The sequence below is a fragment of the Paracoccus sp. S-4012 genome, from assembly GCF_009674885.1.
Taxonomy (GTDB): domain Bacteria; phylum Pseudomonadota; class Alphaproteobacteria; order Rhodobacterales; family Rhodobacteraceae; genus Paracoccus.
The window spans coordinates 50,424-64,900 of sequence record NZ_WKKA01000005.1 but is presented as its reverse complement, the minus strand read 5'-3'; the positions used below and the strand labels follow the sequence as shown (position 1 = coordinate 64,900).

13 protein-coding genes are annotated in these 14,477 nt (G+C 70.2%); 7 read left to right on the top strand and 6 right to left on the bottom strand.

The genetic code is table 11. The annotated features are described in order from the left end of the window. Positions 1-2: 2 nt before the first annotated feature. A complete protein-coding gene (glf, locus tag GI374_RS08440; protein WP_154336589.1) occupies positions 3-2,351 on the bottom strand; it encodes a UDP-galactopyranose mutase in 2,349 nt (782 codons plus the stop codon). Positions 2,352-2,641: 290 nt separating this feature from the next. Between glf and GI374_RS08435 the strand changes: the two genes are divergently transcribed. Continuing rightward, positions 2,642-3,433, top strand: coding sequence for a Crp/Fnr family transcriptional regulator (locus GI374_RS08435; protein ID WP_154336588.1), 792 nt, complete (start codon positions 2,642-2,644; stop codon positions 3,431-3,433). A gap of 2 nt (positions 3,434-3,435) precedes the next feature. Here GI374_RS08435 and GI374_RS08430 read toward each other — a convergent pair whose 3' ends face one another. Together GI374_RS08430 and GI374_RS08425 are read right to left on the bottom strand one after the other, a co-directional pair. Next, positions 3,436-4,308, bottom strand: a complete 873-nt coding sequence (locus GI374_RS08430) for a VOC family protein (protein ID WP_154336586.1) — start codon at positions 4,306-4,308, stop codon at positions 3,436-3,438. After that, a complete protein-coding gene (locus GI374_RS08425) occupies positions 4,305-5,057 on the bottom strand; it encodes an SDR family oxidoreductase (protein WP_154336585.1) in 753 nt (250 codons plus the stop codon). Before GI374_RS08425 ends, GI374_RS08430 begins: the two co-directional genes overlap by 4 nt. A gap of 108 nt (positions 5,058-5,165) precedes the next feature. Between GI374_RS08425 and GI374_RS08420 the strand changes: the two genes are divergently transcribed. The 5 genes from GI374_RS08420 to GI374_RS08400 all read left to right on the top strand — a co-directional run bounded on the left by GI374_RS08420 (position 5,166) and on the right by GI374_RS08400 (position 11,661). Further along, positions 5,166-6,761, top strand: coding sequence for an ABC transporter substrate-binding protein (locus tag GI374_RS08420; protein ID WP_154336583.1), 1,596 nt, complete (start codon positions 5,166-5,168; stop codon positions 6,759-6,761). A 61-nt stretch (positions 6,762-6,822) separates the two neighbouring features. Then, positions 6,823-7,806, top strand: a complete 984-nt coding sequence (locus tag GI374_RS08415) for an ABC transporter permease (protein ID WP_154336582.1) — start codon at positions 6,823-6,825, stop codon at positions 7,804-7,806. Further along, positions 7,803-8,705 (top strand): ABC transporter permease, encoded by a 903-nt coding sequence (locus GI374_RS08410; RefSeq protein ID WP_154336581.1) that lies wholly within the window; start codon positions 7,803-7,805, stop codon positions 8,703-8,705. The genes GI374_RS08415 and GI374_RS08410 overlap by 4 nt, the downstream gene beginning before the upstream one ends. Continuing rightward, positions 8,702-10,354, top strand: a complete 1,653-nt coding sequence (locus GI374_RS08405; RefSeq protein WP_154336580.1) for an ABC transporter ATP-binding protein — start codon at positions 8,702-8,704, stop codon at positions 10,352-10,354. Before GI374_RS08410 ends, GI374_RS08405 begins: the two co-directional genes overlap by 4 nt. Next, entirely contained in the window at positions 10,351-11,661 is a 1,311-nt protein-coding gene (locus GI374_RS08400; protein ID WP_154336578.1) for an FAD-binding oxidoreductase, read from the top strand. The genes GI374_RS08405 and GI374_RS08400 overlap by 4 nt, the downstream gene beginning before the upstream one ends. Position 11,662: 1 nt before the next feature. On the opposite strand, the gene GI374_RS08395 is transcribed toward GI374_RS08400, so the two are convergent. Beyond that, a complete protein-coding gene (locus GI374_RS08395; RefSeq protein ID WP_154336577.1) occupies positions 11,663-12,103 on the bottom strand; it encodes an Lrp/AsnC family transcriptional regulator in 441 nt (146 codons plus the stop codon). A 129-nt stretch (positions 12,104-12,232) separates the two neighbouring features. Here GI374_RS08395 and GI374_RS08390 point away from each other — a divergent pair, with 129 nt between their 5' ends. Next, positions 12,233-13,516, top strand: a complete 1,284-nt coding sequence (locus GI374_RS08390) for a D-amino acid dehydrogenase (RefSeq protein ID WP_154336575.1) — start codon at positions 12,233-12,235, stop codon at positions 13,514-13,516. Between the two features lie 12 nt (positions 13,517-13,528). Here GI374_RS08390 and recR read toward each other — a convergent pair whose 3' ends face one another. Together recR and GI374_RS08380 are read right to left on the bottom strand one after the other, a co-directional pair. Then, a complete protein-coding gene (gene recR / locus GI374_RS08385; RefSeq protein WP_154336573.1) occupies positions 13,529-14,131 on the bottom strand; it encodes a recombination mediator RecR in 603 nt (200 codons plus the stop codon). Positions 14,132-14,133: 2 nt separating this feature from the next. After that, entirely contained in the window at positions 14,134-14,475 is a 342-nt protein-coding gene (locus GI374_RS08380; protein ID WP_154336572.1) for a YbaB/EbfC family nucleoid-associated protein, read from the bottom strand. Positions 14,476-14,477 lie beyond the last annotated feature (2 nt).

Genomic DNA, 14,477 nt, shown 5'->3' with positions numbered 1-14,477 from the left:
CGTCAGGCCCCAGCGGCGGACACGCCAAGGGCAGCGAAGCGCGGCGCGAGGCGGCGGTGGGTGGCCAAGGCCTGACCGACCACCTGGTCCATGTTGTAGTAACGATAACTCCCCAGCCGCCCGGCGAAGATCACGTCCTTCTGCTGCGCGGCAAGCTCGTCGTAACGGCGGTAGAGCGCCTGGTTCTCGGGCCGCGGGATGGGGTAATAGGGGTCGCCCTCGGCGGCGGGAAACTCGTAGGTGATCGAGGTCCTGGGATGCACCTGGCCGGTCAGGTGCTTGTATTCGGTCACCCGCGTCCAGGGCACCTCCTCGGCCGGATAGTTCACCACCGCGACCTCCTGGAAGCGGCGGCAGTCGTGGGTCTCGTGGCGGAAATGCAGGCTGCGATAGGGCAACCGGCCGAAGCATTGGCCGAAATAGGCGTCGATCGGGCCGGTGTAGACCGTGAGCGGGCCGCGATCGGAGGCGGGCAGGTCGTGGTAGTCCACGCCGAGCGCGAGGTCGATGCGGGGGTGGTCCAGCATCCGCTCGAACATGCGCGTGAAGCCCTCGGCCGGCATGGCCTGGAAGCTGTCGGTAAAGTAGCGGTCGTCGTCACTGGTGCGCGTCGGCACCCGCGCCGTGACCGACTTGTCGAGCTCGCTCGGGTCGAGGCCCCATTGCTTGCGCGTGTAGCCTTGGAAGAAGGTCTCGTAGAGGGCTGATCCAACGGCATTCACCACCACGTCGCGCGAGGTGCGGATCTGCGCCACCGGCTCGGCCTGCTGGGCGAGGAACCCAGCGGCCTCCTCGTCGGTGGTCATCGAAAGGCCGTAGAGCGCATTCAGCGTGGTGCGGTTGATCGGCATCGGCACCCGCTGCTCGCCGACCTGCGCCAGCACCCGGTGCTCATAGGGGCGCCATGAGGTGAAGCGCGAGAGATAGGCCACCACATCGTCGCTGTTGGTGTGAAAGATGTGCGGCCCGTAGCGGTGGACGAGGATGCCCGCCGCGTCGCGGTGGTCGTAGGCGTTGCCCGCCACATGCGGACGGCGGTCCACGATCAGCACCCGCTGACCAGATGCCTCGGCCAGCCGCTCGGCCAACACGGCGCCCGCGAAACCGGCGCCGCAGACGGTGACGTCATAGCGGCGCATCCCGCGGCGGATGCCGGGCGCGGGGAAGCGGTCCGTGGGCGCGGCCTCCATGCGGCGATGGGCGGCCTCGGAGACGAGCTCCGCCATGCGGCGATGGGTCGTGTCCCAGCTGAGCGAGGCGAGCGCCCGGTCGGCCGCCGCGCGCCACGCCCCGGGGCGCCGCGCCTGAGCCATCGCCGCGTCGCAGGCGGCGAGGAAGGGCTGGCCGCGCTCGGCGATATGGACGGCGGCGAGATCGCCATAGTGGCGCTGCACGTCGCGGATCGGCGTCGAGACCACGGGCCGGCCGCCCGCCAGATACTCGGGCGTCTTGGTCGGCGAGATGAAGCGGGTGGCGTCGTTGATCGCAAACGGCATCAGCGCCACATCCCAGCCGGCGAGATAGGCTGGAAGCTCGGCATAATCCTTCCCCCCCAGCCAGTGCAGGTTCGGCGCCTGCGGCAGGTCGGCTTGTGAAATCTTCGCCAGCGGCCCGACCATGACGATGGACCAGCCCGGCCGCGCCGATGCAACCGCGCGGATCAGGTCGAGGTCCAGCCGCTCGTCGATGACGCCATAGTAACCGAGCCGCGGGCCGGGTATTCCCGCCTGATCCGCCGGCTCCGGCAACCCGCGTCGGGCGGCGGCGAAATGGGCGGCGTCCACGCTCGAGGGGAAGGCGTGGATGTTGTCGTGGCGGTGGCGCTTGGCCTCCCAGATGGACCAGCCGCCCGTGAAGACCACGTCGGCGGCGGCCAGAAGCTCGGCCTCGCGCTCCAGCAGCTCGGGCGGGGCGAAGCGGAACCCGCTCAGCTCGTCCATGCAGTCGTGGACCACGGCGGCGGCCTCGGCATGGGCCGCAATGGGCCACATCATCGGCGTGTAGAACCACAGTACCGGCCGCCGGATGCCCGTCAGCGCCAGCATCTGGTCGTAGAGGCGCGGCAGCGCGGCCTGTTGCTCCTCGGGCGACCAGCGCATCGGCAGGCGCGGGCGGATCGCCTGCACGGTGGTGCCCTCGAAGCCGTGAAACTCGAGATAGGCGAGGTGATGCTCGGTCGGGATCGGCTCCTCCCAGTAGAGGACGCGCCGGTCCCTGGCGAAGCGGCGCATCAGGTGTTGCGGGCGTTGCAGCACGAAGTCCCAGCGCAGATGCGAGAAGCAGATCAGCGGTTCGGCGTGGGCCGCGTCGGTACGGGAGAGGGAGAGCGGCAGCGGCGAGGCGTCGTTCATGAAGGCTTCCTTTCGGCGCTGCGCCGTAAGGCGCGAGGAGGCAGTCGTGGCGTGAACGCATCCTCGCCTTGCCGTGTTCCGGGCGAGGGGGGCACGGTGTGACATTCCCGTGAACTAGACTTGAGCTTCCGCACGGCGCATTGTGGAACCAGACTCAACTAAATCAGCCTGCGCCGCCGGAACTTGCGCGGGTATGCGCGAAACCCTCTGGAAAACGATGGCACGTCCCGTACCGCGGGCGCGATGGCACGCCTCAACCGTCGGATGAAGTAAAGACGGAGACCGCCACCTTGCAGGACTTCCCCATCGACCGGGCGTATCCCGGCATCTTCTCGCCCGAGGACGCGGCCCGGCTCGCGGGCATGATGGGACCACCCGAGCTCTGCCGTGCGCGGACCCGAGTGGTGCGCTCCTTCGTCCCTCTCGACCGCAGCCTCTATCTCACCCGCGGCTTCGTCGGGCGCTACAACCTCGACCGGCGCGGACGGCGGCAGTTCCTCGCGCTGCAGATCCCCGGCGACTATTTCGACCTCTCGGCCTACCAGTTGCGCGTCCTCGATCATGAGGTGGACGCCCTCGGCGATGCGATGGTGCGGCCCACGGCGCATGCCGACCTCGACCGGCTGGAGAGCGAGCGGCCCGATCTCTACCGCAAGCTGTGGCACATCTCGCTGATCGACGCCTCGATCTACCGCTACTGGGTGTTCCGCACCGGGCGGCTGGCGGGACGGGCGCGGCTGGCGAACTTCCTGTCGGAGATGTTCGTGCGCCTTTACGCCCGCGGCCTCTGCATGCCCGACGGCTACACGCTGCCGCTGTCGCAGAACGACCTCGCCGAGGTCACGGGCATGACCGCGGTCCACGTCAACCGCCTGCTGCGCGAGTTGCGGCTGGAGGGCGTCTGCACCCTGGCCGAGGGGCGGGTGCTGATCCACAACCTGCCCGCGCTGATCGCCACCGGCCAGTATTCGACCGGCTACCTGTTCCTCGCCCCCGCCGTCGAGCGCGACATCCACGAGCTGGTCCGGGCCGGGAATGGCACGCGGACCCCCGCCCGCGCCGTGCTGGGCGGGGGCGGGTGAGGTCAGTCGGCCACGAACTCGACCACCGCGCCCGCGGTCGCCTCGGGGCCGAGGGCGATGCTCCCCGACGGCAGGCGGGCCGGGTTCAGGCCCGCGCCGCGCAGCAGCGCCTCGGTCGCGGCGAGGTCGCGGACCCTGATCGCCACCCCGGCATAGGCGTCGCGGGGCAGGCGGGTCAGATCGAGGCCGGGCCAGAGGGCCGCGGCGGCCTCGCGCGGCAGCACGCGCAGCACGGCCGAGTCGAGACCGGTGGCCACGCGGAAGCCGTCGCCTTCGGCGCTGACCTCGCCATGGGCAAAGAGGCGGGCATAGCCGCGCGCGGCCTTCTCCGGCTCCGGGCTGAGGACGGTGAAGCTGTCGAGCCCCTGCGCGCCGTTCGGATGCTCCAGCAGTTCCGGCAGCCAGACCGTGTCGCGGGTGTGGTGGCCGCAGGCGAAGACATGGCCCTGCGGGATTTCCTCGGGCGCGTAGGGGAAGATCGAGAACGCCGCCTCGCCCTGACCGCCGCCGGGCAGGTCCACGGGGCGCGAGAAGTGCTGCACCGCGCCGGTGGCGATCCCGCGCTCCGAAAGCCGCGCGGTCGCGTCCTCGGCCTTGGTGCCCTCGATGCGGACGGCGATGGCGTGGAGGCCCTGACCCTGTTCGGCGAGCTTCCTGCGGTGCGCGGCGCTGCCCTCGACCGCGCTGACGACGCCCAGCAGCTCCAGATAGTCGCGCGGGAACATCATGGTGTAGTTGGCCGAGCCCATGGCGGCGCTGTGCAGGCCCCGCGGCGAGAGCGTGAAGCCCATGCGCCGCCAGTCCGCTGCGGCGGCCTCGAGGTCGTCGACCAGCAGAAAGGCGTGGTCGATGCCGGTCACGGGATGGTCGGTCATGTCGGGGCTCCTTCGGGCATGGCGCGCAGCAGCGCGGTCAGGGTGATTTCGGGCACTGCCGCGCCGGGCGGCAGGGTGGCGGCGAAGACCGCGGCGCGGGCGACCACCTCGGGGTCGAGCGCCGGGTTCTCGGGATCGTAGCCGGGACGGCGGGCGAGCAGCGGCGTCCTCACATCCGCCGGGCAGAGCGCCGTCGAGCGGATGCCATGCGGCCCTTCGAGGTCGTTGAGGCTGGCCGAGAGGCTGTTCAGCGCGTGCTTCGAGGCGCCGTAGGGCACGCCCGCCCGCGGCGCATGGAAGCGCCCGGCCCATGATGATGTGTGGACGAAGGTGCCTCCGCCGCGGCGGCGCATGGCGGGCAGGGCGGCGGCGATGACGGCGAGCGCGCCCTTGATGTTGAGATCGAGGATGCGGTCCCACTCGGCCCAGTCGAGGGCCTCCCAGCTCCGGTTCGGGCCGTTGGTCCCGGCGTTGTTGCAGACCACGGCGAAGGACCGGCCCGCGGCCTCGGCCTCCTCGGTGATGGCGGCCATCGCGGCGCGGTCGAGGACGTCGCCGGGCCGCAGCAGGCAGTCGCCGCCCGCCTGCGCCACGGCGGCGGCCGTGGCCTCCAGTCCCTCGCTGCCGCGCGCGGTCAGCACCGGGACAAAGCCCGCTGCGGCGAAGGCCACGGCCATGGCGCGGCCGATCCCCGAGCCTGCGCCCGTGATCCAGACCGCGGGCCTGCCGCCTTCCGCCCCTGCGCCCATGCCAATCCCTTTGCCGTCTTGCGTTTGACAGTCGCACAGCTTTAGTCAGCAAGTGTCAACCGACGAGGCCGGGGCGCCCGCCGCCCGATCCGCCACGAGGAGAACCCCATGACCCACCGCACCCTGTTCGCGGCCCTTGCGCTCTCGACCGTGCTGCCCGTTGCGACGCTCGCGCAGGAGGCCGCCGCCCCCGAGCCGAAGCGCGGGGGCACCGCGATCTTCCATCTGGTGACCGAGCAGGGCGTGCTGAACCCCGCGCTGCGCGCCTCGACCGGCGTCTACCAGATCACCGGCAAGATCATGGAGCCGCTGATCGACCTGACCTATGACGGCCCGGTGGGCGTTCTGGCGACCGACTGGTCCTCGTCCGAGGACGGGCTGCAGATCACCTTCAAGCTGCGCGAAGGCGTCAACTGGCACGACGGCGAGCCCTTCACCTGCGATGACGTGGCCTTCTCGGCGATGGAGTTCTGGAAGCCGCTGCTGAACTACAGCTCGACCCTCCAGGCCAACCTTGAGTCGGTGGACTGCCCGGACCCGCATACGGCGGTCTTCAACTACAGCAAGCCGATGCCTCTGGCGCTGATGGTCGCCGCCATGCCGGACCTCGGCCATCCGGTGCCCAAACACCTCTACGAGGGCACCGACTACCAGCGCAACGAGCACAACACCGCGCCCGTGGGCACCGGCCCCTTCGTCTTCCGCGAGTATCAGCGCGGCCAGCACATCATCGCCGAGCGCAATGAGGACTACTGGCGCGGCGAGGAGTTCCCCTATCTCGACCGCGTGATCTGGCGTTTCATCCCCGACAAGTCGGCCGCGGCGGCGGCGATCGAGGCGGGCGAGATCCACGGCTCGGGCTTCATCGGCATCCCAATGGCGGACATGATCCGGCTGGGCGAGGATCCGCGCTTCTCGGTCGGCACCAAGGGCTACGAGAACAACGTCGCCCACTCGACCATCGAGTTCAATCTGCGCAACGAGATCCTCGCCAACCCGGAGGTGCGGAAAGCCATCTATCACGGGCTCGACCTGCAATTCGCCATCGACAGCATCATGCGGGGCTTCGCGCAGGAAGGCCGCGGGCCGATCCCCTCGACCGGCGGCATCAACTACACCGACGACGTGACCACCTATCCCTACGACCCCGACCTCGCGCGGCAGATGCTGGACGAGGCGGGATACCCCGTCGGCAACAACGGCATCCGCTTCACGCTGCGCCACCGCTCAGCGCCCTATGGCGAATACACGCAGCTCTGGGGGGAATACTTCGCCCAGGCCATGCGCGAGATCGGCATCCAGGTGGACATCGTCACCAACGACACGCCGGCCTTCCTGAACGGCGTCTACCGCGACCACGACTTCGACACCGCGAACGGCTGGCACCAGTTCCGCTCGGACCCGGCGGTCTCGACCACGGTCTGGCTGCGCTCGGGCACGCCGCCCGGCCAGCCCTGGACCAACCAGTTCGGCTACCAGTCGGCCGAGATGGACGCCCTTATCGACGCCGCCGCGCATGAGCTGGACCCGGCGGTACGCGCCGACCTCTATCACCAGATCCAGCGGCTCGAGATGATCGACCTGCCGGTGATCTTCGCCATCGAGCATCCGTTCATCGGCATCTACAACAACGTGCTGATGAACCACACCAACACGCCGCGGTGGGAAAGCTCGAGCTGGTACGACCTGTGGCTGAACCAGTGAGCTGACGCGGGCGTTCGGGCGGGTGATGCGTCCGCCCGGATCGCCGCGACAGGGAAACCCGATGCGAATGCCCCCGATCCTTGCCTATGCGCTGCGGCGGCTGCTGCAGGCGGTCCCGACCATCCTCATCGTGATGGTCGGGACGTTCCTGCTGATGCAACTGGCGCCAGGCGACATGGTGGACGCGCTCGTGGGCGACATGGGCGGAGCGGATGCCGCCTTCATCGCGCGGATGCGGCAGGAATACGGCCTCGACCAGCCGGTCTGGGTGCAGCTCATGCGCTACATGGGCAAGCTCGCCACCTTCGATTTCGGCTGGTCCTATGTCTACGAGCAACCGGTCTCGACGCTGCTCTTGGACCGCCTGCCGGTGACGCTGGCGCTGATGGCAGCCTCGCTGACGCTGGCCTTCGTGGGCGGCGTGGCCCTCGGCGCCTGGGCCGGGCGGCACGCCTACAGCGCGGCGGACAACCTGATCTCGACGCTTGGCCTCGTCTTCTATGCGATGCCGAACTTCTTTCTCGCGCTGCTGATGATCCTGCTCTTCTCCATCCATCTTGGCTGGCTGCCGGTGGGCGGCCTGCGCGACATCGCCGCTTTCCACACCGGCTGGCGGCTGTGGCTCGACATGGCAATCCACATGATCATGCCGGTGGCGGCGCTGTCGCTGATCTATCTCGCCTTTTACATGCGGCTGATGCGGTCGAGCGTGATCGAGGTCTCCGAGCTCGATTTCGTCCGCACCGCGCGGGCCAAGGGTGCGCCCGAGGGGCGCATCATGCGCCACCACATCATGCGCAACGCCATGCTGCCGGTGGTCACGCTGCTCGGGCTGCAATTCGCCACGGTGCTCGGCGGCTCGGTCGTGATCGAGACCATGTTCGCGCTGCCCGGTATCGCGCAACTGGCCTACAACTCGGTCATCCGGCGCGACCTCAACACGCTCATGGGGATCGTCTTCCTGTCCTCTCTGCTGGTGATCGCGGTGAACTTCATCACCGACCTGATCTATGCCCGGCTCGACTCGCGGATCGAGCTGAGATGAGCCTCGATCCCGACCTCGCCACGGCCCTCGTCGAGCCGTCCGAGCTGCCGCCGGAGGAGCCCGGCCGCCTCGCCGTGTTCTGGCGCCGCTTCCGACGCAACCGCGCGGCGGTGTTCGGCCTCGTGCTGTTCGTCCTCGTGGTCGCCGCCGCGCTGCTGGCCGATGTCATCACCCCCGGCGACCCGCTGCGCCGCGTGGCGCAGCCGCTGACCGATCCCTTCACCAACCCGGTGGCGCCCTTGGGCACGGACCAACTCGGCCGCGACATCCTCGCCGGCCTGATGCACGGGGCGCGCGTGTCGCTGATGATCGGCGTCGTCGCCACGCTGATCTCGGTCGGCATCGGCATCGTGATCGGCGCCGTGGCCGGCTATTGGGGCGGCTGGGTGGACGACGTGCTGATGCGCTTCACCGACGCCTTCCAGACGGTGCCGAGCTTCATCCTGCTGCTCGCCCTCGTCGCCATCATGGGCGCGTCGCTTGAGAGCATCATCTTCGGCATCGGCATCGTCTCCTGGACCTCGCCCGCGCGCATGGTGCGGGCCGAGTTCATGTCGCTGCGGCATCGTGAGTTCGTCGAGGCCGCCCGCAGCCTCGGCCAGCGGCCCGTCGCCACGATCTTCCGCGAGATCCTGCCGAATGCCCTGCCGCCGGTGATCGTCTTCGCCTCGGTCATCATGGCGACCTCGATCCTGCTGGAAAGCGCGCTCGCCTTCCTCGCGCTCGGCGATCCGAACCATGCCAGCTGGGGCAACATGATCGGGCAGGGGCGCTCGGTCCTGCGCTCGGACTGGTATGTGGCGGTCCTGCCCGGCATCGCGATCCTCCTGACCGTCCTCAGCTTCAGCCTGATGGGCGAGGGGCTGAACGAGGCGCTGAACCCGCGGCAGAAGAAATGAGCGACGGCGCCCCGGTCCTCGAGTTCCGCGACCTGACCGTCGCGCTGCCGCCGGGCAGCGACCGGCCGCTGGCGCTCGACGGGCTGACATTGCAGGTCCGCGCGGGCGAGATCGTCTGCCTCGTGGGCGAGAGCGGGTCGGGCAAGTCGCTCGCCGCCCTCGCCGCGATGCGGCTGCTGGCGCCGGGGGTGCAGGTCGCGGGCGGGACGATCCGCCTCGACGGGCGCGATCTCGCGCCGCTTTCCGAGGCCGAGATGCGGGGCCTTCGCGGCGACGACATGGCGATGATCTTCCAGGAGCCGATGACCGCCCTGAACCCGCAGAAGCGGGTCGGCTGGCAGATCGACGAGGTGCTGCGCCTCCACACCGACCTCGACCGCAGGGCGCGGCGCGCGCGCATCCGCGAGATCCTCGAGGAAGTTCGCATCCCCGATCCAGCCGGCGCGGCGCAGGCCTATCCGCACCAGCTCTCGGGCGGGCAGCGGCAGCGGGTGATGATCGCGATGGCGCTCGTGCTGCGCCCGCGCCTCATCATCGCCGACGAGCCAACGACCGCGCTCGACGTGACGACGCAGAAGCAGGTGCTGGCGCTGATCCGCGACATCCAGCGGGGCGAGGGGGCGGGCATCCTCTTCATCACCCACGACTTCGGCGTGGTGGCCGAGATCGCCGACCGCGTGGCGGTCCTGCGCCGGGGCGAGCTGGTCGAGCAGGGGCCGGCCGCCGAGGTGCTGAACCGCCCGCAGCACCCCTACACCCGGGCCCTGATCGCCGCGGTGCCTGCCCTGATCCCGCCGCCGCCCGCTGCCATTCCGCCCGACGCGCCCGTGGTGCTCAAGGCCGAGGGCCTCGACAAGACCTTCTCCGCCCGCGGCACCCTCTTTGGCCCGCGCCGCAAGCCCGTGCAGGCGGTCCGCGACCTCTCCTTCGAGCTGCGCCGGGGCGAGACGCTCGGCGTCGTGGGCGAGAGCGGGTCGGGCAAGACCACGGTGGCGCGGATCGTCACGCGGCTGATCCAGCCTGACAGCGGGCGGGTGCTGATCGGCGGGGAGGACTTCGCCCATGCGAAGCCGGCCGAGGTGCGGGCGCTGCGCCGGCATATCCAGATGGTGTTCCAGGACCCGATGGCGTCCTTGAACCCGAGGAAGCGCGTCATCGACCTGATCGCCCAAGGCCCCATGATCCACGGCATGAAGAAGGCCGAGGCGCATGCCCGCGCCCGCAGCCTGCTGGAGTTGGTCGAGCTCTCGCCCGCCGCGGGCGAGCGCTACCCGCACGAGTTCTCGGGCGGCCAGCGGCAGCGCATCGGCATCGCCCGCGCCCTCGCGCTCGAGCCGCGGGTGATCGTCGCCGACGAGCCGGTGTCGGCGCTCGACGTCTCGGTGCAGGCGCAGGTGCTGCGGCTGCTCGCGGACCTGCGCGCGCGGCTGCAGCTGTCGCTGCTGTTCGTGACGCACGACCTGCGCGTTGCGGCGCAGCTTTGCGACCGCGTCATGGTCATGTCGAAGGGCGAGGTGGTCGAGACCGGCCCCACGGCGGAGGTGTTCTCGGACCCGCAGCACCCCTATACGCAGAGCCTGATCGCCTCGATCCCCGGCCGCGACTGGACCCCGCCGCGGGTCGCGCTCGAGACGGAGGGAGCCCCATGACCACCGACACCGTCGCCTTCCCGCGCTCGATCTGGGCGGACACCGCGCAACGCCGCCAACTCTCGCTGCCGCTCGCCGGCGAGGCGCGGGCCGATCTCGTGGTGATCGGCGCCGGTTTCACCGGGCTGTCGGCCGCGATCGAGGCAGCGCGGCAGGGTCTGTCGGTGATCGTGCTCGAGGGGATGGCCGTCGGCTGGGGTGCCTCGGGGCGCAACAACGGGCAGGTGATCCCGACCATGACCGCCGCCGAACCGGACGCCATCGCCGCGAAGTGGGGCGCCGCGGGCCAGCGTTTCGCGCGGCTTGTGGGGGAGAGCGCGGACATCCTGTTCTCCCTAGTCCGCGAAGAGCGTCTCGAGAAGATCGCCGAGGCCGAGCAGACCGGCTGGTTCCAGCCGGCGCATTCGCCGGGGCGGGTGAAGCTGTCCCGGTCCCGCGTCGAGGCATGGGAGCGGTGGGGCTTCCCGGCGCAGTTCCTCGACGCCGAGGAGACCCGCGCGCTGCTGGGCACCGGCTTCTGGCACGGCGGGATGCTCAATCCCACCGGCGGGCACGTCAATCCGCTGGGCCTCGCCCGCGGCATGGCGGCGGCGGCCGAGCGGCATGGCGTCACCATCCATGAGCGCAGCCCGGCGCTCAGCTACGCCCGCGAGGGCACCGGCTGGCGGGTCGAGACTGAGGCCGGGACCGTCCGCGCCCGCAGCCTGATCCTCGCCACCAACGCCTACACGGGCGAGCTTGCCTCCAGCCTCGCCCCCCGCATCGCGCGCGAGATCGTGCCGGTGCTCTCCTGGCAGATGTCCACCGCGCCGGTCTCCGACACCATCCGCGCGACGCTTCTGCCGGGGCGGCAGGCGGTGTCGGACACGCGCGGCGACCTGCGCTTCTTCCGCTACGATGCGCGGAACCGCCTCATCACCGGCGGCGTGGTGATGGGCTCGCGCGACGTGGCGAACCGGGTGCGGGCGAAGGCGGCGAAGAACCTCGCCGAAGCCTTCCCGCAGCTCGGCACGCCCGAGATGACGCATGTCTGGTCGGGCTATATCGGCATGACCGCGGACCGTTTCCCGCGCGTCCACCGCCTCGGCCGGGACGGCTACGCCTGGACCGGAGACAACGGCCGTGGGGTCGCGCTCGGCGTGGCGCTCGGCCGCGACCTGGCGCGGGCGGCGGCTGGGACGCCGGTGGACCAACTGGCGCTCCCTTTCACCGAGCCCACACCGTTGCCCGCTCATGCCATCGCTCGGCGGATCGCGCCCTATTACCTCGCCTGGATGCGCCGCAAGGACCGGGTCGAGCCGCGCTGACTCACAGCAGGCTGCGGATCGCGAAGCTCGAGTTTATCCGCGCAACCCCCGGGAGGCGCGAGAGAACGTCCTTATGGACCCGCTCGTAATCGCCGGTGCCGTCAATCTCGAGCCGCAGCAGGTAGTCCTCCTGTCCGGTCATCAGCCAGCCCTCGCGGATTTCCGGGTGGCGGCGCAACTCGTTCTCGAACCGGGTCAGCACGTCCTCGGTCTGCCGGTCGAGGGTGATGCGGACGATCACCGTGTCGCGCCGCTCCTGCGCCGGGCCTGCGACGATCGCGGTATAGCCGCGGATGATGCCGCGCTCCTCCAGCAGCCGGACCCGGCGCAGGCAGGCGGAGGGCGAGAGGCCGACCTCCTCGGCCAAGGCGGCGTTGGTGATTCGCGCGTCGCGGCGCAGTGCGCGGATCAGGGCCTGGTCGATGCGGTCGAGGGTCTGCATGATCTATCAATTGCCGCATGATCGTTGCGTGCCGACCGACAATATAATGGATCCAGCGACAAAGAGCACGCCAGTGCGAAGGATCGTGCGCGATAATCCCGTTGCGCAAGGGGCGTGCGGGGGTTGGCCATGAAAATCGTTGTTCTGGGCGGTGGCGTGATCGGCGTCACCTCGGCGTGGTATCTGTCCCAGGCGGGCCACGAGGTCACCGTGATCGACCGCGAGGCCGAGCCCGCGCGCGCCACCAGCTACGCCAATGCCGGCCAGATCTCCTTCGGCTACTGCTCGCCCTGGGCCGCGCCCGGCATCCCGGTCAAGGCCGCGAAATGGATGCTGTCCGAGCATTCGCCCTTCATCCTGCGGCCCAAAGCCGAGGTCGAGATGGTGTCCTGGCTGACGCAGATGCTGGGCAACTGCACCTCCTCGGCCTATGCCCGCAACAAGGGGCGGATGCTGCGGATTGCCGACTACAGCCGCCGCTCGCTGGCCGAACTGCGCGACAGCACCGGGATCGAGTATGACGGCGCCCGCAAGGGCACGCTTCAACTCTTCCGCACCGAGGCGCAGGTCGAGGCGGCGGACAAGGACATGAAGGCGCTTGCCGCTGATGGCGTGCCGTTCGAGCTGCTCGATGCCGATGGCTGCATCGCGGTCGAGCCGGGCCTCGCCCATGCCCGCCACCTCATCAAGGGCGGCCTGCGGACGCCGAACGACGAGACCGGCGACTGCTACAAGTTCACCACCCGCCTCGCCGCGCTCGCGGCGGCGCGCGGCGTCACCTTCCGCCACGGCGTCACGATCCGCCATCTGATCGGCGAGTTTGACCGCGTGACCGGCGTGGAGACTGACGCCGGCCGCTTCGACGCCGACGCGTTGGTCGTGGCACTGGGCAGCCAGAGCCCCGGCCTCGTGCGCGAGTTCGGCATCCGCCTGCCGGTCTACCCGGTCAAGGGCTACTCGCTGACGATCCCGATCCTCGACCCCGCGCGGGCGCCGGTCTCGACCGTCATGGACGAGAGCTTCAAGATCGCGCTCACCCGCCTTGGCGACCGCATCCGGGTCGGCGGCATGGCCGAGATCGCGGGCTTCGACGACCGCCTCGACGCCCGCCGCCGCAGGACGCTGGAGCTGTCGGTGACGGACCTCTTCCCCGGCGGCGACCTGAAGGCGGCGAGCTTCTGGACCGGGCTGCGGCCGATGACGCCGGACGGGACGCCGGTGATCGGCGCGACCGGGGTGCGGGGCCTCTGGCTCAACACCGGGCACGGGACGCTCGGCTGGACCATGAGCTGCGGCTCGGCCCGGCTGCTCGCGGACCAGATCAGCGGCCGCAAGCCCGAGATCGACACCGAGGGACTGGGCGTGGACCGCTACGGCAACGTGCCGGCGGTGGAGCTTCCGGCGGCCGCCTGAGCCGCCGGGAGGTCAGAACGCCCGCCGCGCCCTGAGCGCCGCCTGAATGGTGCCGTCGTCGAGATAGTCGAGCTCGCCGCCGATCGGCACCCCTTGCGCCAGACCGCTGACCGCGACGCCGTTGCCCCTGAGCGCATCGGCGATGTAATGCGCGGTAGTCTGCCCCTCGACCGTGGCGTTCAGCGCCAGGATCACCTCGCGCACACCCTCGTCGCCGATCCGTGCCACGAGTTCGGGGATGCGGAGGTCCTCCGGTCCAACCTCGTCCAAGGCCGAGAGCGTCCCGCCTAGAACATGATAGCGGCCTTTGAAGGCCCGGCCCCGCTCGAGCGCCCAGAGATCGGCCACGTCCTCGACCACGCAAAGCTCGCCATTGGCGCGACCGGGATCGGCGCAGATCGGGCAGAGCTCGGCATCGGTCACGTTGCCGCAGATCGCGCATTCGCGCGAATGCTCGGCCACCGAGGCCAGCAGCCGCGCGAGTTCGCCCATCTGCCCGGCGCGGCGGCGGATGAGGTGCAGCACCACGCGCCGGGCCGAGCGCGGCCCTAGGCCCGGCAGCCGCGCCATCAGCGCGATCAGCGCCTGGATGTCGTCGCTGCCCTCGGCGGCCATGCTCAGAAGGGCAGCTTCATGCCCGGCGGCAGGCCGAAGCTCGCCGCCATCTTCTCGGCCTCGGCCTTCGCGGCGTCGGTCGCGCGGGTCTGCGCGTCGCGCACGGCGGCGACGATCAGGTCCTCGACCACCTCGCGGTCCTCGGCCCGGAAGAGCGAGGGGTCGATGGCGAGGCGCAGAAGCTCGCCCTTGGCGTTCGCGGTCGCCTTGACCATGCCCGCGCCGGCATTGCCCTCGACCTCCAGCTTCTCCAGCCCGGACTGCATCTCCTCGACCTTGGCCTGCATGTCGCGGGCCGCGGCCATCATCTTCGACATGTCGCCGAAACCGCCCAGTCCCTTCATCG

What these genes read in the sequence shown, in the direction of transcription:
- glf (WP_154336589.1), bottom strand. Translation starts at nt 2,351, where the DNA reads ATGAACGACGCCTCGCCGCTGCCGCTCTCCCTCTCCCGTACCGACGCG.
- GI374_RS08430 (WP_154336586.1), bottom strand. Translation starts at nt 4,308, where the DNA reads ATGACCGACCATCCCGTGACCGGCATCGACCACGCCTTTCTGCTGGTC.
- GI374_RS08425 (WP_154336585.1), bottom strand. Translation starts at nt 5,057, where the DNA reads ATGGGCGCAGGGGCGGAAGGCGGCAGGCCCGCGGTCTGGATCACGGGC.
- GI374_RS08420 (WP_154336583.1), top strand. Translation starts at nt 5,166, where the DNA reads ATGACCCACCGCACCCTGTTCGCGGCCCTTGCGCTCTCGACCGTGCTG.
- GI374_RS08415 (WP_154336582.1), top strand. Translation starts at nt 6,823, where the DNA reads ATGCGAATGCCCCCGATCCTTGCCTATGCGCTGCGGCGGCTGCTGCAG.
- GI374_RS08410 (WP_154336581.1), top strand. Translation starts at nt 7,803, where the DNA reads ATGAGCCTCGATCCCGACCTCGCCACGGCCCTCGTCGAGCCGTCCGAG.
- GI374_RS08405 (WP_154336580.1), top strand. Translation starts at nt 8,702, where the DNA reads ATGAGCGACGGCGCCCCGGTCCTCGAGTTCCGCGACCTGACCGTCGCG.
- GI374_RS08400 (WP_154336578.1), top strand. Translation starts at nt 10,351, where the DNA reads ATGACCACCGACACCGTCGCCTTCCCGCGCTCGATCTGGGCGGACACC.
- GI374_RS08395 (WP_154336577.1), bottom strand. Translation starts at nt 12,103, where the DNA reads ATGCAGACCCTCGACCGCATCGACCAGGCCCTGATCCGCGCACTGCGC.
- GI374_RS08390 (WP_154336575.1), top strand. Translation starts at nt 12,233, where the DNA reads ATGAAAATCGTTGTTCTGGGCGGTGGCGTGATCGGCGTCACCTCGGCG.
- recR (WP_154336573.1), bottom strand. Translation starts at nt 14,131, where the DNA reads ATGGCCGCCGAGGGCAGCGACGACATCCAGGCGCTGATCGCGCTGATG.
- GI374_RS08380 (WP_154336572.1), bottom strand. Translation starts at nt 14,475, where the DNA reads ATGAAGGGACTGGGCGGTTTCGGCGACATGTCGAAGATGATGGCCGCG.